This window comes from Sodalis sp. RH16, assembly GCF_047324245.1.
Taxonomy (GTDB): Bacteria; Pseudomonadota; Gammaproteobacteria; order Enterobacterales; family Enterobacteriaceae; genus Acerihabitans; species Acerihabitans ligni.
The window spans coordinates 1,980,556-2,001,637 of the sequence record NZ_CP178737.1 but is presented as its reverse complement, the minus strand read 5'-3'; the positions used below and the strand labels follow the sequence as shown (position 1 = coordinate 2,001,637).

The following is a 21,082-nucleotide window of genomic DNA, read 5'->3' as shown; positions in this document are numbered from 1 at the left end:
CCCGGTCAGGACAGGCCTTGCAAATTACGACTCTATCGCCATCCGCATTTTTTTCATGGCGTTTTTTTCCAGCTGGCGCACGCGTTCCGCAGAAACGCCGTATTTATCCGCCAGTTCCTGCAGCGTGGTCTTGTTGTCGTCATCCAGCCATCTGGCGCGGATAATATGCTGGCTGCGCTCATCCAGGCCTTCCAGCGCCAGGCCGAGCTTGTCCGCCGCATGATCATCCCAGTTGTCTTCTTCAATGCCGTCGGCGAAATCGGAAGACTTATCCTGCAAATAGAGCATCGGGGCCATGGATTGCCCCTCGCGGACATCTTCATCCGGGGTCGGATCAAAGGTCATGTCCTGAGCCGCCATGCGCGATTCCATTTCACGCACGTCTTTACTGGTGACGCCGAGTTCTTGCGCCACCATCTCGACTTCGGCCTGATTAAACCAGCCCAGGCGCTGTTTGGTTTTGCGCAAATTGAAGAACAGCTTGCGCTGGGCCTTGGTGGTGGCCACCTTCACGATGCGCCAGTTGCGCAGAACGTATTCGTGAATTTCAGCTTTAATCCAGTGCACGGCGAAAGAAACCAGCCGGACCCCTACTTCAGGATTGAAGCGGCGCACCGCTTTCATGAGGCCGATATTGCCTTCCTGGATTAAATCCGCCTGCGGCAGACCATAACCGGAATAATTACGCGCGATATGGACGACAAAGCGCAGGTGAGACAGGATAAGCCGCTTGGCCGCCTCCAAATCGCCCTGATAATGCAGTTGTTCAGCCAAAGACCGCTCTTCCTCCGCCGTAAGCATAGGATAGGCATTGGCTGCCCGGATGTAGGCTTCCAGACTGCCTTGGGGAACCAGGGCTAAAGCTTGCATATCTTTAATCATTCAAGTCCTCTCGCTAAATTCTCATATGCTGTCACATCAAGCGGCCGTTGTTTTACGGGCAACTTTTGTATCAACAGCCGATATTAAGACCCACTCGCAGCATATTAGTTCAAGTTAAAACGTAACATAGATCAGCTTGTGCGGTTGTAATATCGTTGTCCGATTATAACAAAAAAACATCATTGGGGTGTAAAACGACGTAAATGTTGCACCGTCGCCAGCCAGGCCGCCAGCCAGCCAATCATGGTGGAAATCAGTAATAGCAGCAGAATCTCCGACCAGTCAAGCCCGTGCAGGGCAAAGGTGGTGCCGAACACCGAGGCCACCTTCTCCACCACGGATTGCAGCCGCCATACCAGGGCTTCCGACAGGATCAGCGAAACAATGGCGCCGCCCAGCCCCAGCAAAGCCCCGCCGTTGAGAAACGGCCGCAGGATAAACCCATCGGTGGCCCCCAGCAGCTTCATTACGTTGATGGTGTCACGGCGGCTGAAGATGCTCAGACGGATGCTGTTGCCGATAACCAGGAATACCGCAACGATCATCAACACGCCGATGGTGGCCGCGACCTGTCCCACCAAATCGGTCAGGGCCGCCAGCCGGGCGAACCAGCTGTCGTCCATTCGCACCTCATCCACCCCAGGCACCGCCGCGACCCGATCCCGCAGCGTTTTAAGGGTGTCGGCGCTTTGGAAATCCAGCTTCGGCGTGATGATGGCCACCGCCGGCAGCGGATTCTGCTCCAGCATATCCAGCGCGCCGCCAAAGCCCGACCAGTTACGGAATTCCCCCATCGCCTCTTCTTTGGAAAGGTAATTCACCTTATCCACTCCGGCTTCCTGCTTCAGGCGATTCATGACCTTGAGGGCCGCATCATCATCCAGGGTTTTATCCAGATAGACGGTGAGCTGCGGGCTTGGATACCACTGCGCCGCCGCCTGGCTGACGTTTTTCCATACCAGATAACATATGCTGGGCAATGTCAACGATATGGCAATAACGGTAACGGTTAGGAGAGTTGCTAACGGCTGGCGCCGCATATCTCCGAAGGCATTGCTCCAGGCATAAGCCCACTGTTCGCGCCAGCCGCCCCGCAGAGCCTTGCTCTTGGCCGCTTTGGCGCCGCTCGCGGTCTGCGGCCGGTTAAGTTTATTCGCCATCAACGCCCCCGCCCATTCTTCCCTGATTCAGCGACATGATACGATACCGCCGCCGAGCGATCAGCGCCAGGTCGTGGGTGGCCATCAGTACCGTCACGCCTACCCGGTTGAATTCTTCGAACAGCCGCAAAATATCCTCCGACAGTGCGTCGTCAAGATTGCCGGTGGGCTCATCCGCCAGCAGAACCGCGGGCTTGTTCACCACGGCGCGGGCAATGCCCACCCGCTGCTGTTCGCCACCGGACAATTGGATGGGATAGTTACGCGCTTTATCCAGCAAGCCGACCTTGTCCAGCGCCGCCGACACCCGGCGCCTGATATCCTCGGTGCTCGCTCCCGAGATAATCAACGGCATCGCCACGTTGTCGTAAATGGTTCTGTCCAGCAGCAAATGATGATCCTGGAAGATCATGCCGATCTGGCGACGCAAGAAGGGCACTTCGCCATTTCTCAAGCGGCTGATATCGTGACCGTCAAAAAAGATATGACCCGCGCTAGGCCGTTCAATACCGCAAATCAGTTTGAGCAAGGTACTCTTACCCGCTCCCGAATGGCCCGTCAAAAAGGCCATCTCGGCCGGACGAAGGTGGAAATTGACACTTTGCAGTGCCTGCCGTCCGCCGAGATAAGCTTTGCTGACGTGTTCAAAGCGAATCATCCTAGTTAATCCTCTCGGGCAAATAGTGCCTCTATAAAATCATCGGCGTTAAAGGGCCGCAAATCTTCGATGCCTTCCCCGACACCGATATAACGAATCGGGATGCCGAACTGATCGGCTACGGCAAAAATAACCCCGCCCTTGGCGGTGCCGTCCAGTTTCGTCAGCGTAATCCCGGTTAACGGCACCGTTTCATTAAAGAGTCTCGCCTGGCTGACGGCGTTCTGGCCGGTGCTGGCGTCCAGGGTCAGCATAACCTCGTGGGGGGCGTCCGCGTCCAGCTTTTTCATGACGCGGACAATCTTCTTCAGCTCATCCATAAGATGGCTTTTGTTCTGCAATCGGCCGGCGGTGTCGGCAATCAGGACATCGATGCCGCGGGCCTTGGCCGCCTGGATGGCATCAAAAATCACCGATGCGGAATCGGCGCCGGTATGCTGCGCCACCACTGGGATTTGATTGCGCTGGCCCCAGATTTGCAGTTGCTCCACCGCCGCCGCCCGGAAGGTGTCGCCGGCCGCCAGCATAACGGTTTTGCCTTCCGCTTGGTACTGGCGCGCCAATTTGCCGATAGTGGTGGTTTTACCGACGCCGTTCACTCCCACCATCAAAATAACGAACGGGGTTTTGCCGCCCACCTGCAAAGGCTGGCTGACCTTGGCCAGTATAGCGGCCATTTCCTCTTTGAGCTTGCCGTACAACGCATCCGCGTCTTTCAGATGGCTGCGATCGGCATGTTCAACCAGGCTGGAGATGATTTTGCGCGTGGTTTCCACCCCCACGTCGGCAATCAGCAATTGCTCTTCCAGCTCGTCGAACAAATCATCGTCTATTTTTTTACCGCGGAACAATCCGATAAATCCGGATCCGAGATTTTGTTTGGTTTTAAGCAGCCCCCGTTTGAGACGGGCAAAAAGACCTTCGCGGGTCGGGCGCGCCTGCTCGGTAACCGGCGGCTCAGCCATAACGGCGCCCAAAGGTTCCGGTTCCCATTCGTCCGCCGGCGCGAGATCCCGGTCGGGGCGGACATCCTCCGCCAGCGTCAATGCGGCCTCATCGCGTTGGACGGGGCGCTCGTCCGCCGGAGGGAGGACACCGTCCAAGGCGGAGGCATCACGGGGCACCGGAGAGGGGGACGCCGTTTCTGCCGCAGGCGCCGTATTGCGGCCGCCATCGGCAGCCGGCGTGACCGCGGCCTGCTCTTGCGCCACCCGCTCGGTGACGTCGACGATATCCTTGGCGGTGCGCACGGCGTCAGATTCACCGGCCACGGGCGCAACCTGCTTCGCTACGGTATCCGCGTTTTGCTCAACGGCCCGGTCATCAGCTTCCCCCGACGCCGGCCGGGGGTTTTCCTGTTCCTCATCCGGGCGCTTGAGGCCTAACCAGGACAAGAAACCGCGTTTTTTATCTTTTGCCATTTGCGACTAGACTCCTCGCCTGATAATCATGGCGGATGAATATACCCGTCATCTTTGAAGCTATTGGGTATAACGTGACTGATTAACCTGATAGTTTATCACTTTTCCCCGTGCCCCAACACGTAAGGCTCGGCTTTTCAGCTCTATTGGCGAACTGTGACGAATTAACATTCCCCCCGGGCCATCGGGCCGGTAGAATATCCCCTGATACGGCTTATCAACCGTTTGAGTGACCACAAGGCGCATATGGCGAAAAATCCCCCCTCCCGTCCCGCCGGGCAAATACGTCTGATCGGCGGTCAATGGCGCGGACGTAAATTGCCGGTTCCCGACAGCCCCGGCCTGCGCCCCACCACGGACCGGGTGCGGGAAACCTTGTTCAATTGGCTGGCGCCGAAGGTGCAGGACTCCCGTTGCCTGGATTGTTTCGCCGGCAGCGGCGCATTGGGTCTGGAGGCGCTGTCCCGCCATGCGGCGGCGGCCACGCTGCTGGAACAGGATCGGGCCGTGGCGGCGCAGCTGGATAAAAACCTGCGGCTGCTGGGGGCCGGCAACGGACAGGTGGTGGTAACCGACAGCCTGCGCTGGCTGGCGCAGCCTGGAGAACCCTACGATGTGGTTTTCCTCGATCCGCCGTTTCGCAAGGGGCTTATCGAACAGACGGCGCAATTACTGGAACAACATCACTGGCTGTCGCCGGACGCCTGGATTTATATCGAAACAGAGACGGAAACCGGTACGCCGGCGATACCCGCCAACTGGCGCCTGCATCGCGAAAAATCCGCAGGCCAGGTGGCATACCGGCTATTTGTCCGTCAAGGCATACCACAGGAGCACAACGATGTGGATTAATCTCGGTCGTTTAATGATGGTGCTGGTCTGGTGTTTTTTGATTCTGAACGTGATCCAGCCCTTCCCCAGGCCGCTGAAATATTTTTTTGATGTTGCCCTGATATTCATGGTGCTGATGCATGTTTTGCAACTGCTGCTGCTCAAGATCTCCCTGACGAAAAACGAGCCCAAATTCACGATCCTCTTTCAGATCAGGATGTTTCTTTTCGGCATATTCGAGATGCTGGCCTGGCAGAAAAAATTGCGGCGGCCCTGAGTTATACGCAAATGCTTGTCAAACGCAGGGCTTTCGCGCAGGGGCGCCGCGCGCTCAGAAGTGTCGCGGCGAACGGTTCATGTTCTGGGGCTTTTACCCGGAAAATAGGGTAATACCGTGACATTGTCGCCCAGTTCGGAAATTCGCGCGCTGCCTTTTTCGGTCACCACATCAATACGAATCACGGCATGAAGCGGAATATAACTGCGGGTGACGCCTTCGAATTCGGTTTTCAGCTTCTCCTCGGACGGATCCACCAGCACGGTGCTATGACTGTAAAAAACAAAATCACCGATTTCAATAAAGCCGAACATGGCGCTCTGGATAAGCTCACGGACAAAAAGCTGATAGTTTTTGCCATTGTTGATAAATTGAATCCGATATAGGGGTTGTTCGCTGCTCATAACCCGGCTATCTCCCTAAATTCTGGGTTAATGCATTTTGCATATAAAAAATCTGGCGCTAACATAGCATGAAGCGCAGTCGCGACGCATCTTCCTTGCTTAATCTTGCTTAAACATATACCGATCCCTACGTTGGAGCGAAGATCGGCACCCGAATTCCAACTTTTGATTTCGCTGTTTCATGGATTATTAGCTCTGCACATCTATAAGGAAAAAAAATGCTCTGGTCATTTATCGCGGTTGTGCTGTCGGGCTGGCTTTTTGTTGATGCCGCCTATCGCGGCCCGGTCTGGCAGCGCTGGTTATTCAGGCCGGTCACCCTTTTGCTGCTGTTGGCCCTGGCATGCCAGGCGCCGGTCATCACCGCCACCGGTTATCTGATCATTCTTGGTTTGCTGGCGACCATGGTGGCCGATACCTTGCTGCTTTTGCCAAGGGAACGGATGATGTATGTCATCGGCGCGTATTTCCTCTCGCATCTGCTTTATACCGTCGGTTTCGCCAGCCAGATGACCTTTACCGTTTTCTGGCCGCTGCCGGCGGCATTGTTGATCGTTGGCGCGGTGTTGATAGCGGTGATATGGTCTCGTCTTGAGGAGCTGCGCTGGCCGGTTTGCACCTATATCGCGATGACACTGCTGATGGTTTGGGTGGCGGGAGAGCAGTATTTTGCCCGCAGCAACGACCATGGGTTTTCATTGCTGGCCGGCACCGCGCTGCTGCTGCTGGCTACCGTGGTATGGCTGGTCAGCCATTACCGCTATCCGTTCGGGGCGGCCAGGGCGGTGATCGCAGCCGGTTATTTCGCCGGTCACTTTTTGATCGTTCGCTCGCTGTACGTCTGATATTACCCTTTGCGCAGCAGGTAACGGTAGGGCGGACGATCGATTGTCTGCGCCACCAGGGTATGCTCCATATAGCGGCAAAAACCGGGGATGTCGCGGGTGGTGGCCGGATCGTCGGCAATGATCAGCAGGGTTTGTCCGGTATCCATGTCGCGGACGGTTTTGCGTACCAGCATGACCGGTTCGGGACATCGCAGCCCCTGGGCATCAAGGGTACGGTCGGCTTCGGCGAATGGATCTGACATAAAGATGTTTCCGCATTCAGTATCTAAATAAAAGGAACAGCGTAGGGGGATATTGTCGCCCAGCGGCATGCTCTCCCTTTAACAGGCTCGTTGCACGTTCGGTGATAGCGGGCCTAGCGCGCCATGGGGCGCTCCGGCGGGCGGTAAAACCACGCCCGCTTCGACCCCATCGTCACGCTCTCCCTTTAACGAGCTCGTTGCACGTTCGGTGATAGCGGGCCTACCGCAGCATGGGGCGCTCGCCTTCCGTTGAGCAGCTAAGCCCGAGCGCTATGCCTGATTCCGCTTTCACCCGCACACGTGAAGTTTACCTCGGTGAAATTCCGTTGCAAGCTTCAGCGGGTTCAATGATAAACTCTGCGGCTGCGTTATCAGTATAAACGGATAGCAGCATAACCTGATAGGATGCGCGCCGCGTAACAAAAATGGCGCGCTGGTTGTTTTGGGTTCCCTCACCCCATAGCTAAAAAAGGCCGCAATATGTTTGAATTTACTCCCCGGCAGCGTCTGCGCGCGCTGTTCTGGCTTGCCTTGTTTCATATCATTGTCATTACCTCGAGTAACTACCTGGTGCAACTGCCGGTGACCATTCTGGGTTTCCATACCACTTGGGGCGCCTTTACCTTTCCCTTTATTTTTCTGGCCACCGACCTGACGGTACGAATTTTTGGCGCGCCGCTGGCCCGCCGGATAATACTGGCGGTCATGGTCCCGGCGCTGCTGGTGTCCTATGGCGTCTCATCGCTATTCTTCCTGGGCCGGTGCCAAGGGTTTGGCGCCCTGGGCGTATTCAACCTGTTCGTGGCGCGCATCGCCTGCGCCAGTTTCATGGCGTACGCTTTGGGCCAAATTCTTGATGTCCATGTATTTAACCGCCTGCGCCAAGGCCGGCGCTGGTGGGTGGCGCCGTCGGCATCAACGGTATTGGGCAATCTCAGCGATACGCTGGCGTTCTTTTTTATCGCTTTTTATCACAGCACCGATGCTTTTATGGCAACCCATTGGGTGGAAATAGCCATCGTAGACTATACTTTTAAACTACTGATAAGTTTGCTTTTCTTTTTGCCGATGTACGGGGTGTTGCTCAATCTGCTGTTAAAGAAATTAAGGCAACAGCCGGAAACCGGATTTCTCCAACTGAGTTAACGTCCGGATTGGTCTATTCTTGGCGTACTCGCTATCGGGAGATTGCCATGACTGTCTTCTTGCGCACCGCCAGTGCGAAAGAAATTCATCTGCTCTATGCTCAGTTACCCGAGTTTGATACGCGGCATACCCTGCTGGAAATCGAAATGCGGCTGCAAAACCAGCCGCATCATCTGCTGATGGCGGAAGCGGACGGTCGTCCCGCGGGGTTTATCGCCGGTTATGCGCTGGACAGTATGCTATTTTGCAGCTGGCTGGGGGGTGTATCACCCGAGTACCGCCGCCGGGGTTACGCCAGCGCCCTATGGACGGCACAGGAGGAGTGGGCCCGAGCGCGGGGTTATAGTAAGATTACTGTAAAAACACGCAACCGCTTCAAAGGGATGCTATTGTTTCTCATAACAAATCATTATCGGTTGACGCGAGTGGACGCGCAGGATGATGAAGAGGAAAATTTGGTATGGCTGGCAAAAAGCCTTTGACTCAGTGTTAATGACTTTTCATACCCTGAATAATTCGTACGGGCTATCAGACTAAATGCCGACCTACCGGCTGAGAAAATGGAGTCATTGAGGAAATATATGCGGAATGTAGCGAAGTATGTGGGTATCGGCATGCTGGTTATCGGTCTGGCGGCTTGTGATAATAAAAATGATCAAAACGCCACCGCCGGCAACAGCGCGGCCCAGACCCAGACGACCAACAAGGTGAATCTGCTGGGAGGCAAGCTGGCCTTTGCTTTGCCGTCTGATATTACCGATCAAAGCGGTAAAGTGGGCACTCAGGCCAATAATATGCACGTTTACGCTGATGAATCCGGCCATAAGGCGGTTATCGTGATTCTTGGCGACGATACCCCCGAAAGCCTGGAGCAGTTGGCGCAGCGGATGGAAGAGCAGCAGCGCGCCCGGGACCCGGACCTGCAGGTGGTGACCAACAAAGCCATCACCGTTAACGGAGCGCCCCTGCAACAGCTGGACAGCATCGTTTCCAGCGGCGGCAAGCCGGCCTATTCCTCGGTGGTCTTCGGCAAGGTGGACAATCATTTGTTGACCATGCAAGTCACGCTGCCGGCCGGCAATCAGCAAAAAGCCCAAAGCGACGCCCAAACCATACTGAATACCATCACCATCAAATAACCCCGCTACCCTCGGCGACCACGGCTCGCGGCGACGAGGGGCCGTAATGCCGTCGGTAAATCATGCGTCGCCGGCGCTATCCCGGCGGCTGTCCGCAGCGCTTAACGCGAGAGTATAATGCGTCTCCGGAATGCAATCTCCCGCCCCGGCAGGCCCATACCGCGAAATGTTCCGGTATCAAGCCCGTGCCCTTCAGCCTTCCTGGCCGGAAGCCCGGTGCCGTAAAACGCGACGCTGAAGCGACAGAGTCATTAACAAGGCGATTATCACCAGAACCGCGGCGGCGAGATAAATCGACGAAACGCCGGCGTGGGCCATCAGCACCCCCGCCAAGGGGCCGACAATCCCCAGGGATAAATCCATAAACGCCGTGAAGGTGGCCAGGGCGCTGCCCTGATTTTGCGGCGGCACCTCTTTCATCGCCACCACCCCCAGCGCAGGGAACACCAGGGAAAATCCCGCCCCGGTAAGCAATGCCCCCGCACCCGCCAGCCAGGGCAAAGGGGCCTGCCACACCAGCAACAGGCCCAGCGCTTCCACGGTAAAGCAGCCCATGGATACCCGCAGGCCGCCGAAGCGATTAATACTGTTGGGGAAAAACAGCCGGGTACCGACAAACGCCACGCTGAACAGCGTAAGGGCAAAAGCCGCCCCGCTCCAGTCCTTGTCGGCATAAAACAAGGTGATGAAAGTCGCAATAACGCCGAAACCGCAGGAGGCAAAGGCCAAAACCAGGCCATAACGCCAGATAATCCCAACTACCGCACTGAACGGGATTTGTTTACCGGCGACGGTTTTCACCTTGGGACGCGGTATGGCCGCCGCGATGGCAAGGCCGGCCACCAGGATGATAAATGCCGACAGCAGTCCCAGGCCGCCGATGGCGTGCAGCCAGACCCCCAGCGGCGCCCCAACCGCCAGCGCGCCGTAGCTGGCCACGCCGTTCCAGGAAATCACCCGGCCGATATGCATAGATCCCACCGAGCCCACGCCCCACAGGGTGGCGCCGGTACCGACAAAGCTCTGCCCGATACCGAGAATGATGCGTCCGGCGCACAGGAAAAGCAGGGCCGTTACCGGCCAGGAATCCATAAGTAATGACAGCAGATAGCCTACGCCGCTTAACAGACAGCCGCCCAATCCCAGCACGACAATGCGTTTTGGCCCGACCCGGTCGGCATACCGGCCGGCCCAGGGACGGCTTATCAAGGTAGCAAGATATTGCAGGCTGATGACCAGTCCGGCCCAAAAGGCGCTATAGCCCATATGGTTATGCACATAGCCGGGTAACACCGCCAATGGCAGTCCGATAGTCAGATAATTAACAAAATTAAAGACAACGACGGACATTATTTTCAGGTTGAGACGCCATCCGCTGGCGGCCGGCTGGGGAGAGGTACCACGCATGGCCATCATCATACTCATACAAAAGGGGCGGTCTCACCGAAGCCGCCCTGTGAACAAATAGTTAATAACTATAACGAATGGTAACGATCAATTCATCGTGGGGATGCCAGAATCACCGGGCATTTGCCCAAAAGCGCACTTTTTGTGCTCCTGCATGGCCCTTATTTCTTGCGCAAGGCGTTAAAACAGATGTTCTTTCAGCTGTGCCGCGGCCTGCAGCAGCGCGCTGCGCACTCCCGGCACCTGCTGCAAGGGATTGAGCAGGCCGAAATCATGGATCAAACCGTAATAGCATGTCAGGGTGGTATCCACGCCCGCCTCGTTAAGTTTACGCGCATATGCGATGCCTTCATCTTTCAGTACATCGTACTCCGCCACCTGAACCAGGGCCGGCGGCAAACCGGCCAATTGTTCCGGCAGCGCCTGCAGGGGCGAGGCGGTGATTTCCCGCCGCTGCGCCGGGTCGGTGGTGTAATTATCCCAGAACCACTCCATCATGCCCTTGGTCAGAAAATAGCCTTCCGGATAACGCTGGTAGGATTCGGTAGCAAAATCCGCGTTGGTCACCGGCCAGAACAAGACCTGATACTTAAGGGAAGGCCGGCCGTGCTCTTTTGCCATCAGGCTGACCACCGTCGCCATATTGCCGCCTACGCTGTTGCCCGCCACCGCCAGCCGGGATCCGTCGATATTGACGGCGGCGCCATGCTCCGCCACCCAACGCGTAGCGCCATATGCCTGCTGGATCGCCGTCGGATATTGCGCTTGCGGGGAAGGGGTATAGTTGACAAATACTCCCGCTGCGCCGCTTTCCACCACCAAATCCCGCAGCAGGCGTTGATGGGTGAAGTAGTCACCCATTACCCAGCCGCCGCCGTGGAAAAACATAAAGGCCGGTAACGCTTCGTTATGCCCGGCGGGACGGACGATATTCAGGCTCAGCTCCTGGCCGTCCACCACAATGATTTGTTCGGACTCGTCAATGCCGTCGAGATTGACCCCAACAGATTTTTGCAGCCGGATCAGCACTTCACGGGCAGCCTGTGGCGATAAGGATTCAACCGGCGGCGCATCGGCGGCGTTAAGTGATTTGAGAAAGGCTTCCACCTGCCGGTCGGTTTCGGCCCGTTCAGGGGCAATGGGTGAGTGACTCATACACGTCTCCTGCATACAAAAATCGATGGGTTCTAAGCAAAAGAATAGCCGCGAAACCACCGGCACGCAGAAAAAGCGGCGGCAGGCAGGCGCGCCTCTTTTGCCACCCCGCCCATCGGGGTTGGGCATTTACACCAAAAGCGGGGAATGTTTACCGCAGCCTGCACAAACCGGCGCTGCCGCCCGGTTTTATTGTAAAAAAAGGATTGCGCTCGCGGAATAGTAACCTTTATAAAGGTAAGGTTATTTTGCCGCCTGGCTGCCCGGCTCCGGGCGGAACTCTCCTATTATGTATGCGGCGAGGGGCTATACCCGCCGCAGGAAAAATACCATGAACAGATTTGTCGTCGCAGAACCAGAAACCTGTATCGGCTGCCGCAGCTGCGAAGTGGCCTGTGTCGTCAGCCATCACGGCGGCCTCTTCCCCGATAAACGCGAATACTTCACGCCGCGGCTGCAGGTAATGAAAGGCGCCGCCGCCAGTTTTGCCGTGTCCTGCCGCCATTGCGAAGATGCCCCCTGCGCCGCCGTCTGTCCCAACGACGCCATTATCCGCAGCCATGATTCCATTCAGGTGCGTCAGGCGCTCTGCATCGGTTGCAAAAGCTGTGTCATCGCCTGTCCGTTCGGCATGATAACCGTGGTAACCGAGACCGTGCAGCCCGCCAGCCGGCGTCTGGCGGAGTCCTACCAACGGACCGAAGCGCAAAAATGCGATTTATGCGCCGATCAAAACTACGATCCGGCCTGTGTCCGCGCCTGCCCGACACGGGCGCTGCACATCATGGATGAACGGCAGATGAATGAACGGCAGCAGCAAAAACGTCTGGCCGCCGCCCTCAGGGATCCCGCCGGCCATCTGTTCGGTCCGGACCGCCGGACCGTTGTGCCGCCATCGTTTACCGTTCCCGGCCCGCTGCCGGTGGTAAATCTGCTCGATGCGCCGCGTCCTGCCCGGCTGGAAGCGGGCAAAATTCCCCTTGAACAGCGAAAAACCACCTTCGCCGAGATTTACCGGCCGTTTACCGAGGCGCAGATCGGCGAACAGTCCGCGCGCTGCCTGCATTGCGGCGAACAGACCTTTTGCCAATGGACCTGTCCGCTGCACAACGCCATTGCGCAGTGGATCGCGCTGGCCGGACAGGGCCGCATCATTGAGGCGGCGGAGCTCAGCCATAGCACCAGTAGCCTGCCTGAAGTCTGTGGTCGGGTCTGTCCGCAGGATCGCCTCTGCGAACAGTCATGCACCCTTAACGAACGCCAGGGCGCGGTGACCATCGGCCATATCGAGCGCTACATTACTGAAACGGCGCTCGCCGCGGGTTGGCGGCCGGATATGACGCAGGTTAAGCCCACCGGCAAACGGGTAGCGGTAATCGGGGCCGGCCCCGCCGGGCTGGGCTGCGCCGACATACTGGTGCGCAACGGCATCCAGCCGGTAGTGTTTGACCGTTACCCCGAAATCGGCGGCCTGCTGACCTTCGGCATTCCGGCCTTTAAGCTGGACAAAAGCGTCATGATCCGCCGGCGGGAAATTTTCAGCGCCATGGGCGTGGAATTCCGGTTGAATACCGAAATCGGGCGGGACATCACCATGGAGCAATTACTGGAACAGTTCGATGCGTTGTTTTTGGGGGTGGGGACCTATCAATCCATGCGTTCCGGCCTGGACCATGAAGACTCCGCCGGCGTGCTTGACGCCCTGCCCTTTTTAATTGCCAATACCCGCCATTTGATGGGCTATCCCAATACCGATGAGCACACTTTTACCAGTATGGAAAAGAAAACCGTTCTGGTGTTGGGAGGCGGCGATACCGCCATGGACTGCGTGCGCACCTCGCTGCGACAGGGTGCCGCCCGGGTTGTCTGCGCCTATCGCCGCGATGAGAAAAACATGCCCGGCTCGAAGAAGGAAGTGAAAAACGCCCGGGAGGAAGGGGCGGAATTCATGTTCAACCTCCAGCCCCTGCGCTTTGAGGTTAATGAACAGGGACAGGTCACCGGCGTTACCATGATCCATACCGCCATGGGCGAACCGGATGGATCGGGCCGCCGGCAGGCGGTGCCCATCGCCGGATCCGAGGAGACAATTAGCGCCGATGCGGTACTGCTGGCGTTTGGTTTCCGTCCGCACCGCATGTCCTGGCTGGCGGATCATAACGTGACGCTGGATAAACAGGGACGGGTAGTGGCGCCGGTGGTGTCGGGTTATCCGCTGCAGACCAGCAACCCCAAAATATTCGCCGGCGGCGATATCGTGCGCGGAGCGGACCTGATCGTCACCGCCATCGCGGAAGGACGCAAAGCGGCGCAGAGCATCGGCAGCTACCTGAGGGATTTATAACCATGACGGGGCGACCGAGCCGATTAGCCGCCTACCCCCCGCCGAAGCACCGCTGTCTATCCCTGCTTCATGGGGATAAATAGTACATAATCAAAAGCGTTTCGTTTAACTTAGCGATATTTTATTTACCCGGTTTTCTACCTAATATTTCGGCATGGCACTTTTTCGATACGACAGATAATATAAGTCTGCATAATATTATGGATTAACCATGCCAGCCTATAGGGTATACACCAAAATCAATGCCAATATTCCCCCTAGCTCTTTGCTGTATGATTTATGCATTTACCGGTTGGATTCGAAAAAAAAAAGATTCACACTTCTTGATGTCAAACAACAGCCGTTAAACAACAATTACGAAACACAAAGGCACACTACTCAGGAAACCAGCGACGCGCTTTCTGTGATCTATATTATGAAAGTGGTTTTGTACCTGAAAACCATGCTGAAAACGATTTGTGTCGTCGAGGAGCCATTTACCCAGATGTACAGCCTCGAAGAATTCACCACCGGTAAAGCCTTCTCTCCCAGCAAGCATGAAAACCCCTGCTATTTTGTAACCACCGGCCAAACCCGTCCGGTAAACGAAGGGAATAATGGCCATATTGTCACGATCTCTGAGCCTGAAAGACCGTTTGTTGCGCAAGAATACCCTATAGGCGACCCTCGCGATCCGTTTGAGCAGGAGGATATAGAAAAACAGATTTTCTCTCGGTTTCATCATATGGATTACCCCACCCAAGGGGATACCAGCTTATGTGGCTCCGCTGCTTTCTTTTACTGCCTGCAAATGGATCGGCCTGATGTCTATGCGCAGGCGGCGCGAGATCTCCGGCGCCACGGCAGGACAAAAATAGGCAATCTGAATATCGTCCCCAGCGAGGGCTGCCGTCACCCTAAAGGGTCCTTTTACCGTAGCGATGGTTCTTTACGTATTTCCGGGCTGGACTGGATGACGCTGGCGGGGCTCAGGGACTCGGAAAACTATGTTATGCGTTACGATGCCGTGGATGACAAGGCGGCCGGGATTACCACCTGGGGGAAGCTGTCTCAGTGGTTTGAGAAAGCCGGATATCAAAAGGTGTTCGATAATACCGGCTTATCCCACATCAATCAGCATGATGTGGGGATATTTAATGATTATGCACGTAACGGCTACTGGGTCGTCACGTGTTTGGAGGATTGGTTTTCAAGCCAATGGAATGAAATGAGAAAATTCATTATTTTAATTTCTTGTGTTCTTTTGACGTCATGCGCAATAAAAGCCCATGTCCTTCCCGACGATCCTTTTCTAAAGGATGCCAAGGTCAGCCAGCCTTATGAGGATGTGATTATTGTAGGAGGGGCTATATCTAATAGAGTTATTGCGGAAATATATCCCGCGGATTCTGGCCTGTCTTGGGCTCCCAGTGACTATGAAGGGCCGGTGCTGCCTGTAACGGCAAAAGATTATGGCAGAATCAGGATATTCGGAACGCCAAAAGAAACCGGCGATATCCGGGTGACCATAGCAGGTGCCATTCATGGCACCATGCTGCAAAGCGGATCTGAATTTAAAAAGACTTATACCGTTAAAGTCGGATCGTAATTAAATAGTTTATTTGCATACATGATAAGGGATGGGGTTGCAGCGTTAATTTCCTGAATTGCCGTTCCGAATGATTGAACCTTATAGAAACCATCAGGCCATGGCCGGCGGCCAGTACCGCCGGACCAGGGTGATGCGGTAAGCAGATCAGCTGCTTAGGCACGTTGCGCCGAAACCGCTATCGGGCCTGGGTCAAAGGAAGAGCGCATTTGCCAAGGTGGAGTTTGAGCGGCCGGTTTGTCGCCGCATCGTTGACATTAAATTGTCATAAACGCGGCCTAGCTTAATGATGTTGTGACGTTTTCCTTCTTTTGTCTCGATTAGCTAAAAGGACTCGACATGCGGCATACCTATTCTTTCGTCGTCGCGGCTACCGCGATGCTCATTTCCTCGGCCTGGGCGCGACCGAATGCGGAGGATCCGGCCCAAATCAGCGCCATCGTGGATACCACCTCGTTCTACAGCCTGAACGCCGACTACCTGGAGCTGGATCAGCACGTGCAGGATGCGTTGCGCAAATCTCTGCAAGGCGACGCGGCAACCCTGACCCGTCCGCAGTTGGATAAAGCCAAGCAAACCGCCAAGCAAGCGGATAAAAAGTGGCTGACCCAATCCGGCTATGATTTTGCCGTTAAACAAAATCAACAGGCAGGCATCGCCCTTTTATCTGATTTTTCGCAGTTAACGCCGGAAGTACAAAAGCGCAGCTTGGCGATAGTCACCCAAATCAATCGTGACGCCACCAAGGGACAGCGGCAGCAGGCGCTGGTGGATGCGGAAGGGCAGAACTATCTGTTTTTCATCGCCGATGCACTCGGTCCGCGGCTCGGTAAAGCCTTCCTCGCCGCCTATCAAAACGGCGAAATGGGCAAGGCCGCCGCGCTGATAAAAACCTCGGAAATCAGCACCGGCGCGGCCAAAGACCACTTCAATTATTCCCGCCCTTTCCTGCAGCCCGGTAATGAAATTCATCTGGTGCCGGATGACATGGTGGTCCAGGATAACCATCCTTACACAGCCACCCAGGGCGCCTTCCCCAGCGGCCATACCAATACCGGTTACACCGATGCCCTGCTGATGGGGGAGATGATCCCGGAACGCTTCGTACCGCTGGTGGATCGCGGCGCCCGCTACGGCTACTCCCGTATCGTGCTCGGGGTGCATTATCCGCTGGATATCATCGGTTCCCGTATGGTGGCTGAACGCAACGTTGCCCATTTTCTTAACGACCCCCGCTACCGCGCACTGTTTGAAGAAGCCAAACAGCAGTTGCGCGGCGCGCTGGAGAAAGAGTGCGGCGTCTCGTTGGCCGAATGCGCCAAAAGCCAGGGCCAGGCCGACCCTTATCTGGGCAGCGGCATGACCTCGTTCTATCGCTATACCATGACCTATGGTTTGCCGAAGGATAGCGCCGCGCCGGCCAGTGCCGTCAAGGTGCCCGCTGGCGCCGAAGTGTTACTGGAAGGGCCGTTGCCTAACCTTTCGGCAGCTCAGCGCCGGGCCCTGCTGGTTAAAACCGCCATACCGAACGGCTACCCGCTGTCCGCCGGCGAAGGGGAGCAGAATTTCTGGCAACGCCTGGATTTGCATGATGCGGCGCTGATGGGACATGCCCGCTAACGCTATGGCCGCACTATTTTGCCGCACTTAAACAAAGGGGAAACACATTCCCCTTCCGCTTCCCCAGCCGGAAAGGTAGACTGCCGGGAGTGATTTAATCATTCCCGGGAGGAATACCATGGACCGGCTGGCGGCGATGGAGACATTCATTTGCGTGGTGGAAAGCGGATCGTTTACCGCGGCATCCCGGCGCTTGAATCTCGGCCAGCCGGCGGTGTCCAAAACCGTCGCCCAGTTGGAAGAGCGGCTCGGCGTCAGGCTATTGATTCGCTCTACCCGCGGCCTGACCCCCACCGAGGCCGGTGAGGAGTATTACCAGCGATCCAAACGCGCCATGGACGATATTAATGAAGCCGAGGTGGCCGCCCGCGGTTCGGGATCGGGATTAACCGGCCGGCTGCGCATTTGCGCGCCGGTCACCTTTGCCCGCCTGCATATTCTGCCCCATCTGGGCGCCTTCCTGGCCCGCAATCCCGACCTTTATATTGATGTGGTGCTGGACGATCGCCATATCGACCTTGTTTCCGAAGGCATCGATGTGGCGCTGCGGCTGGGCGATCTGCGGGATTCAAGCCTGATAGCCCGCCGCCTCGCTACCTGTCGCCTGCTGATTTTAGGTACGCCGGACTATTTCGCCCGCGCCGGCGAACCCCGGATACCGGAGGATTTAGTGGCCCATCAGGCGGTAGTCTATACCCAGCGCGGCGGCGGCGGCTCCAAATGGGTTTTCAGCCGCCATGGGGAGGAGCGCATCGTCCATGGACGGGGCCGGGTGAGGGCATCCGCGGCGGAGGGCATCCGCACCCTGGTACTGTCGGGTCTGGGGCTTGCCATGGCGTCGGAATGGATGTTCGCACCGGAATTGGCCGCCGGCCTGGTGGTTCCGGTGCTGAACGACTGGCATCTGCCCACCATGGATCTATGGGCGGTTTTTCCCACCGGCCGCATGGCCAGCGCCAAGGCCCGGGCATTTGTCGCCTACCTCGCCGAAGTGGTTCAAGGCGCTTCGTCGCCCATGGCGAACCCACTTTATTCTCAACAGGAATAAATACTATCTTTTTGCCCCCACTACCCGCCCGGCGGGACATCCTTTATTCTTCCGTCATCGAACGCCGACCGGAGTCGGCCACTGAATGGATGGAATAAGATGTCTGTCGCAACGTTAATACCCAATGAAAAGACCGACGCGCTCGGCGCCTGGCTTATTTTCGCCATGGCGGCGGCCTGCGGTATCGCGGTCGCCAATATCTATTACAACCAGCCGATGCTGGTGGTCATTTCCGCCAGTTTCCCCGGCCGGTTCGCCACCGGCCTTATACCCACCATCACCCAGTTGGGTTACGCGGCGGGGCTATTGCTACTGGTGCCGCTGGGGGATTTGCTGGAAAGGCGCAAATTGATAGTGGCCCAGTTTTTGACTCTGGCGCTGGCGTCCTTGCTGGCGGCGTTTGCCCCTTCAGCCTGGGTGCTGTTGGCGGCTTCGCTGGTGCTGGGCATCGGCGCCACCGCGGCGCAGCAAATCGTCCCGCTGGCGGCCTCCATGGCGGAACCTGCCCGTCGCGGCGCCGTAGTGGGCAGCGTGATGAGCGGTTTATTGTGCGGCATTTTACTGAGCAGAACCCTGGCGGGTCTGGTAGCCGTCTATGTCGGCTGGCGGGGAATGTTTATGCTGGGCGTGCCCCTGTCGCTGCTCGGCGCCTGGCTGATGGCCCGGATGCTGCCGAAAACCCAGGCGCAAACCGCCCTGGGCTACGGCGCGCTGTTGGCTTCCCTGGTGCATCTGTGGCGTGAAGAACCCCGCCTGCGCCAGGCAACCCTGACCCAAGGGGCGCTGTTCGCCGCGTTCAGCGCTTTTTGGACCGTACTGGCGCTCTATCTGGCCCAGCCCGCCTTTCACCTCGGCGCCGGATATGCCGGTTTGTTCGGTGTGGTGGGCGCGGCGGGCGTGTTCGCCGCTCCCGCCGCCGGCAGGCTGTCGGACAAGCTTGGCGGCCGCCGGGTAATCATGAGCGGTGTGGGGCTGGTATTGGCGGCATGGCTGCTGTTCGTGGGCTGGACATCCTTAACCGGCTTAACGGTGGGCGTAATATTGCTGGACCTTGGGGTGCAGAGCGCGCTGGTGGCCAATCAACACATTATCTTCGGTTTGCGCGAAGAGGCTAAAGGCCGGGTGAATACTCTGTTTATGGGCGGGATGTTTCTCGGCGGCACTTTCGGTTCCATGTGCGCGATGCTGGCCTGGGAACGGGAGGGCTGGCAAGGCGTGGGTTATCTCGCCATCCTGCTGACGCTGCTGGCGGCGGCAGCCGTCATGCCGAAAAAATAAATTCCATGGTTATTTACCAATGATTAATTTGATTGAGAAACATTCATTACCTACAATCCGCCCATGGCATTAAAAACCGCTGCCGGCATTTATGCCGGCAGCGACGCGGAACTGATGTCATGCATACGGTTCGGTTTGCGCGTGCCGGGGAAAACCGGACGCGCCAAAGAAGAAATGCCTGGGCTGGTTGAACTGGCCCTTAAAGTCGTAGGGTAGATTTCGTCTTGAGAAATCGGCCCTTTTTTATTGGGGAATAGTTATTCCCATTTAAGGGATCCCATGACACAACCATCGCAACCACCGGCTTTATCCAGGCGTCTGACGCTGATCCTGGCCACCGCCTGCGGCCTGATCGTCGCCAATATCTACTATGCCCAGCCCCTGGCCGGAGAAATCAGCCGCGCCCTTGGCCTATCGCCCCAGGCGGCCGGACTTATCGTGACAATGACGCAAATCGGCTATGGACTGGGACTGCTTTTGATCGTGCCCCTGGGTGACCTGTTCGAAAACCGCGGGCTGACGCTATGCGTCATGGGCGTGGGTATTGCCGCCCTGGCGACGGCGGTACTCGCCCATACCGTCAGCCTGTTTTTGACCGCCGCGGTGTTTATCGGGCTGGGTTCAGTGGCGGTGCAAATACTGGTGCCCTATGCGGCGCATCTTTCCGCCCCCGCTCTGCGGGGCAAAGCGGTGGGCGACGTGATGAGCGGTCTGATGCTGGGCATCATGCTCGCCCGCCCGGTATCGAGCCTGATCACGCATTTGTCGTCGTGGCGGATGGTATTCATTATATCCACCCTGGTAATGATCCTGCTGACGCTGACGCTGGGATATGTTTTACCCGTCCGCAGACCGGCCCCGGGACTACGCTATCGCGCGCTGATGGCCTCTATCGGCAGCCTGGCGGTGCATAATCTTACCCTGCGGCGGCGCGCCCTTTACCACGCCGCCCTGTTCGGCGCGTTCAGCCTGTTCTGGACCGTGACGCCGTTGCTCCTCACCGGACCGGAGTTTCATCTTTCCCAGGTGGGGGTGGCGCTGTTCGCCTTTGCCGGGGTGGCCGGCGCCATCGCCGCACCCATTGCCGGACGCGTTGCCGATCGCGGTTTAAGCAAGCCCGCCACGCTGTTTGCCATGCTGGCCGCCGGCACGGCGTTTCTGCTTACCCATATCGGCGATACGGGTTCTCACCTGAAGCTGGGCATCCTGGTCTTGGCGGCGATACTGCTGGATTTTGGCGTCACCATGAACCTGGTGATTGGCCAGCGGGCCATTTTTGCTCTGGGAGAACACTACCGAAGCCGTCTGAACGGCATCTATATGGCCACCTTTTTTGTCGGCGGCGCCATAGGCTCGGCCCTGGGGGGATGGGCCTATGCCCAGGGCGGGTGGGGGCTTGCTTCTCTTCTGGGCATCGCACTGCCGGCGATTGCATTATGTTATTTCGCCTCCGAGCGACCCGCTACAGAGTGACCGTATCAGGCCGGGGACGCCCCCGGCAATAACACTTTTCCTTCCGGCGCATGCCCGGCCCTATACTCTTTTTCCTGCGATGTTACCCTATGGAAATGCTGAGCATTCAGTGACCCAATCCATAACGCATAAAAGCCGTTGCCTCAAAAAGGAGGAACTAC

General features: G+C 57.0%; 21 protein-coding genes. 13 read left to right on the top strand and 8 right to left on the bottom strand.

The annotated features are described in order from the left end of the window. Positions 1 to 24 precede the first annotated feature (24 nt). The 4 genes from rpoH to ftsY all read right to left on the bottom strand — a co-directional run bounded on the left by rpoH (position 25) and on the right by ftsY (position 4,121). The gene (gene rpoH, locus ACL2XJ_RS09050) at positions 25 to 882 is read right to left on the bottom strand and encodes an RNA polymerase sigma factor RpoH (RefSeq protein ID WP_132923908.1); all 858 of its coding nucleotides are present in this window, start codon (positions 880 to 882) and stop codon (positions 25 to 27) included. A 179-nt stretch (positions 883 to 1,061) separates the two neighbouring features. Continuing rightward, positions 1,062 to 2,042 (bottom strand): permease-like cell division protein FtsX, encoded by a 981-nt coding sequence (gene ftsX, locus ACL2XJ_RS09045; protein ID WP_132923909.1) that lies wholly within the window; start codon positions 2,040 to 2,042, stop codon positions 1,062 to 1,064. Continuing rightward, a complete protein-coding gene (ftsE, locus tag ACL2XJ_RS09040; RefSeq protein WP_132923910.1) occupies positions 2,032 to 2,700 on the bottom strand; it encodes a cell division ATP-binding protein FtsE in 669 nt (222 codons plus the stop codon). The genes ftsX and ftsE overlap by 11 nt, the downstream gene beginning before the upstream one ends. A gap of 5 nt (positions 2,701 to 2,705) precedes the next feature. Continuing rightward, on the bottom strand, positions 2,706 to 4,121 hold the full coding sequence (gene ftsY, locus ACL2XJ_RS09035) for a signal recognition particle-docking protein FtsY (protein WP_413726296.1): 1,416 nt from the start codon (positions 4,119 to 4,121) through the stop codon (positions 2,706 to 2,708). Between the two features lie 246 nt (positions 4,122 to 4,367). On the opposite strand from ftsY, the gene rsmD reads away from it, so the two are divergent. Together rsmD and ACL2XJ_RS09025 are read left to right on the top strand one after the other, a co-directional pair. Next, positions 4,368 to 4,973, top strand: coding sequence for a 16S rRNA (guanine(966)-N(2))-methyltransferase (gene rsmD, locus ACL2XJ_RS09030; RefSeq protein ID WP_413726295.1), 606 nt, complete (start codon positions 4,368 to 4,370; stop codon positions 4,971 to 4,973). Then, the gene (locus tag ACL2XJ_RS09025) at positions 4,963 to 5,229 is read left to right on the top strand and encodes a DUF1145 family protein (RefSeq protein WP_132923913.1); all 267 of its coding nucleotides are present in this window, start codon (positions 4,963 to 4,965) and stop codon (positions 5,227 to 5,229) included. Before rsmD ends, ACL2XJ_RS09025 begins: the two co-directional genes overlap by 11 nt. A 77-nt stretch (positions 5,230 to 5,306) precedes the next feature. Here the strand turns inward: ACL2XJ_RS09025 and ACL2XJ_RS09020 are convergent, their stop codons facing one another. After that, a complete protein-coding gene (locus ACL2XJ_RS09020) occupies positions 5,307 to 5,633 on the bottom strand; it encodes a DUF1820 family protein (protein ID WP_132923914.1) in 327 nt (108 codons plus the stop codon). Positions 5,634 to 5,851: 218 nt separating this feature from the next. Between ACL2XJ_RS09020 and ACL2XJ_RS09015 the strand changes: the two genes are divergently transcribed. Then, positions 5,852 to 6,478 carry a lysoplasmalogenase gene (locus tag ACL2XJ_RS09015; RefSeq protein ID WP_132923915.1) on the top strand — a complete coding sequence of 209 codons (627 nt, stop codon included), beginning with the start codon at positions 5,852 to 5,854 and terminating at the stop codon, positions 6,476 to 6,478. A 2-nt stretch (positions 6,479 to 6,480) separates the two neighbouring features. Here ACL2XJ_RS09015 and tusA read toward each other — a convergent pair whose 3' ends face one another. Then, the gene (gene tusA, locus ACL2XJ_RS09010) at positions 6,481 to 6,723 is read right to left on the bottom strand and encodes a sulfurtransferase TusA (protein ID WP_413726294.1); all 243 of its coding nucleotides are present in this window, start codon (positions 6,721 to 6,723) and stop codon (positions 6,481 to 6,483) included. A 480-nt stretch (positions 6,724 to 7,203) separates the two neighbouring features. On the opposite strand from tusA, the gene ACL2XJ_RS09005 reads away from it, so the two are divergent. The 3 genes from ACL2XJ_RS09005 (at position 7,204) to ACL2XJ_RS08995 (ending at position 9,008) form a co-directional block, all read left to right on the top strand. Continuing rightward, entirely contained in the window at positions 7,204 to 7,869 is a 666-nt protein-coding gene (locus ACL2XJ_RS09005) for a 7-cyano-7-deazaguanine/7-aminomethyl-7-deazaguanine transporter (RefSeq protein ID WP_203524447.1), read from the top strand. A 47-nt stretch (positions 7,870 to 7,916) separates the two neighbouring features. Continuing rightward, positions 7,917 to 8,351: a GNAT family N-acetyltransferase gene (locus ACL2XJ_RS09000; protein WP_132923918.1), complete on the top strand. Its 435-nt coding sequence runs from the start codon at positions 7,917 to 7,919 to the stop codon at positions 8,349 to 8,351. Positions 8,352 to 8,450: 99 nt separating this feature from the next. Beyond that, positions 8,451 to 9,008 (top strand): DcrB family lipoprotein, encoded by a 558-nt coding sequence (locus tag ACL2XJ_RS08995; RefSeq protein ID WP_132923919.1) that lies wholly within the window; start codon positions 8,451 to 8,453, stop codon positions 9,006 to 9,008. A gap of 192 nt (positions 9,009 to 9,200) precedes the next feature. Here the strand turns inward: ACL2XJ_RS08995 and ACL2XJ_RS08990 are convergent, their stop codons facing one another. Both ACL2XJ_RS08990 and ACL2XJ_RS08985 read right to left on the bottom strand, forming a co-directional pair. Continuing rightward, a complete protein-coding gene (locus tag ACL2XJ_RS08990) occupies positions 9,201 to 10,433 on the bottom strand; it encodes an MFS transporter (RefSeq protein WP_413726293.1) in 1,233 nt (410 codons plus the stop codon). A gap of 162 nt (positions 10,434 to 10,595) precedes the next feature. Next, the gene (locus ACL2XJ_RS08985; RefSeq protein ID WP_413726292.1) at positions 10,596 to 11,570 is read right to left on the bottom strand and encodes an alpha/beta hydrolase; all 975 of its coding nucleotides are present in this window, start codon (positions 11,568 to 11,570) and stop codon (positions 10,596 to 10,598) included. Positions 11,571 to 11,901: 331 nt separating this feature from the next. On the opposite strand from ACL2XJ_RS08985, the gene aegA reads away from it, so the two are divergent. The 7 genes from aegA to ACL2XJ_RS08950 all read left to right on the top strand — a co-directional run bounded on the left by aegA (position 11,902) and on the right by ACL2XJ_RS08950 (position 20,921). Then, positions 11,902 to 13,914 (top strand): formate-dependent uric acid utilization protein AegA, encoded by a 2,013-nt coding sequence (gene aegA, locus ACL2XJ_RS08980; RefSeq protein WP_413726291.1) that lies wholly within the window; start codon positions 11,902 to 11,904, stop codon positions 13,912 to 13,914. 211 nt (positions 13,915 to 14,125) lie between these two features. After that, entirely contained in the window at positions 14,126 to 15,502 is a 1,377-nt protein-coding gene (locus ACL2XJ_RS08975; RefSeq protein ID WP_413726290.1) for a hypothetical protein, read from the top strand. A gap of 339 nt (positions 15,503 to 15,841) precedes the next feature. After that, a complete protein-coding gene (locus ACL2XJ_RS08970; RefSeq protein WP_413726289.1) occupies positions 15,842 to 17,122 on the top strand; it encodes an acid phosphatase in 1,281 nt (426 codons plus the stop codon). 118 nt (positions 17,123 to 17,240) lie between these two features. Then, on the top strand, positions 17,241 to 18,170 hold the full coding sequence (locus ACL2XJ_RS08965; protein ID WP_413726288.1) for a LysR family transcriptional regulator: 930 nt from the start codon (positions 17,241 to 17,243) through the stop codon (positions 18,168 to 18,170). 99 nt (positions 18,171 to 18,269) lie between these two features. Further along, entirely contained in the window at positions 18,270 to 19,448 is a 1,179-nt protein-coding gene (locus ACL2XJ_RS08960) for an MFS transporter (protein WP_413726287.1), read from the top strand. 63 nt (positions 19,449 to 19,511) lie between these two features. Continuing rightward, positions 19,512 to 19,664, top strand: coding sequence for a hypothetical protein (locus ACL2XJ_RS08955; RefSeq protein ID WP_165934182.1), 153 nt, complete (start codon positions 19,512 to 19,514; stop codon positions 19,662 to 19,664). 63 nt (positions 19,665 to 19,727) lie between these two features. Further along, the gene (locus tag ACL2XJ_RS08950; protein ID WP_413726286.1) at positions 19,728 to 20,921 is read left to right on the top strand and encodes an MFS transporter; all 1,194 of its coding nucleotides are present in this window, start codon (positions 19,728 to 19,730) and stop codon (positions 20,919 to 20,921) included. Positions 20,922 to 21,082 lie beyond the last annotated feature (161 nt).

Coding starts and splice junctions, on each gene's coding strand:
- ACL2XJ_RS08985 (WP_413726292.1), bottom strand. CDS start 11,570: ATGAGTCACTCACCCATTGCCCCTGAACGGGCCGAAACCGACCGGCAG.
- ACL2XJ_RS08975 (WP_413726290.1), top strand. CDS start 14,126: ATGCCAGCCTATAGGGTATACACCAAAATCAATGCCAATATTCCCCCT.
- ACL2XJ_RS08965 (WP_413726288.1), top strand. CDS start 17,241: ATGGACCGGCTGGCGGCGATGGAGACATTCATTTGCGTGGTGGAAAGC.
- rpoH (WP_132923908.1), bottom strand. CDS start 882: ATGATTAAAGATATGCAAGCTTTAGCCCTGGTTCCCCAAGGCAGTCTG.
- aegA (WP_413726291.1), top strand. CDS start 11,902: ATGAACAGATTTGTCGTCGCAGAACCAGAAACCTGTATCGGCTGCCGC.
- ftsX (WP_132923909.1), bottom strand. CDS start 2,042: ATGGCGAATAAACTTAACCGGCCGCAGACCGCGAGCGGCGCCAAAGCG.
- ACL2XJ_RS08970 (WP_413726289.1), top strand. CDS start 15,842: ATGCGGCATACCTATTCTTTCGTCGTCGCGGCTACCGCGATGCTCATT.
- ACL2XJ_RS08960 (WP_413726287.1), top strand. CDS start 18,270: ATGTCTGTCGCAACGTTAATACCCAATGAAAAGACCGACGCGCTCGGC.
- rsmD (WP_413726295.1), top strand. CDS start 4,368: ATGGCGAAAAATCCCCCCTCCCGTCCCGCCGGGCAAATACGTCTGATC.
- ACL2XJ_RS09000 (WP_132923918.1), top strand. CDS start 7,917: ATGACTGTCTTCTTGCGCACCGCCAGTGCGAAAGAAATTCATCTGCTC.
- ACL2XJ_RS08995 (WP_132923919.1), top strand. CDS start 8,451: ATGCGGAATGTAGCGAAGTATGTGGGTATCGGCATGCTGGTTATCGGT.
- ftsY (WP_413726296.1), bottom strand. CDS start 4,121: ATGGCAAAAGATAAAAAACGCGGTTTCTTGTCCTGGTTAGGCCTCAAG.
- ACL2XJ_RS08950 (WP_413726286.1), top strand. CDS start 19,728: ATGACACAACCATCGCAACCACCGGCTTTATCCAGGCGTCTGACGCTG.
- tusA (WP_413726294.1), bottom strand. CDS start 6,723: ATGTCAGATCCATTCGCCGAAGCCGACCGTACCCTTGATGCCCAGGGG.
- ftsE (WP_132923910.1), bottom strand. CDS start 2,700: ATGATTCGCTTTGAACACGTCAGCAAAGCTTATCTCGGCGGACGGCAG.
- ACL2XJ_RS09020 (WP_132923914.1), bottom strand. CDS start 5,633: ATGAGCAGCGAACAACCCCTATATCGGATTCAATTTATCAACAATGGC.
- ACL2XJ_RS09015 (WP_132923915.1), top strand. CDS start 5,852: ATGCTCTGGTCATTTATCGCGGTTGTGCTGTCGGGCTGGCTTTTTGTT.
- ACL2XJ_RS09005 (WP_203524447.1), top strand. CDS start 7,204: ATGTTTGAATTTACTCCCCGGCAGCGTCTGCGCGCGCTGTTCTGGCTT.
- ACL2XJ_RS08990 (WP_413726293.1), bottom strand. CDS start 10,433: ATGAGTATGATGATGGCCATGCGTGGTACCTCTCCCCAGCCGGCCGCC.
- ACL2XJ_RS09025 (WP_132923913.1), top strand. CDS start 4,963: ATGTGGATTAATCTCGGTCGTTTAATGATGGTGCTGGTCTGGTGTTTT.
- ACL2XJ_RS08955 (WP_165934182.1), top strand. CDS start 19,512: ATGGCATTAAAAACCGCTGCCGGCATTTATGCCGGCAGCGACGCGGAA.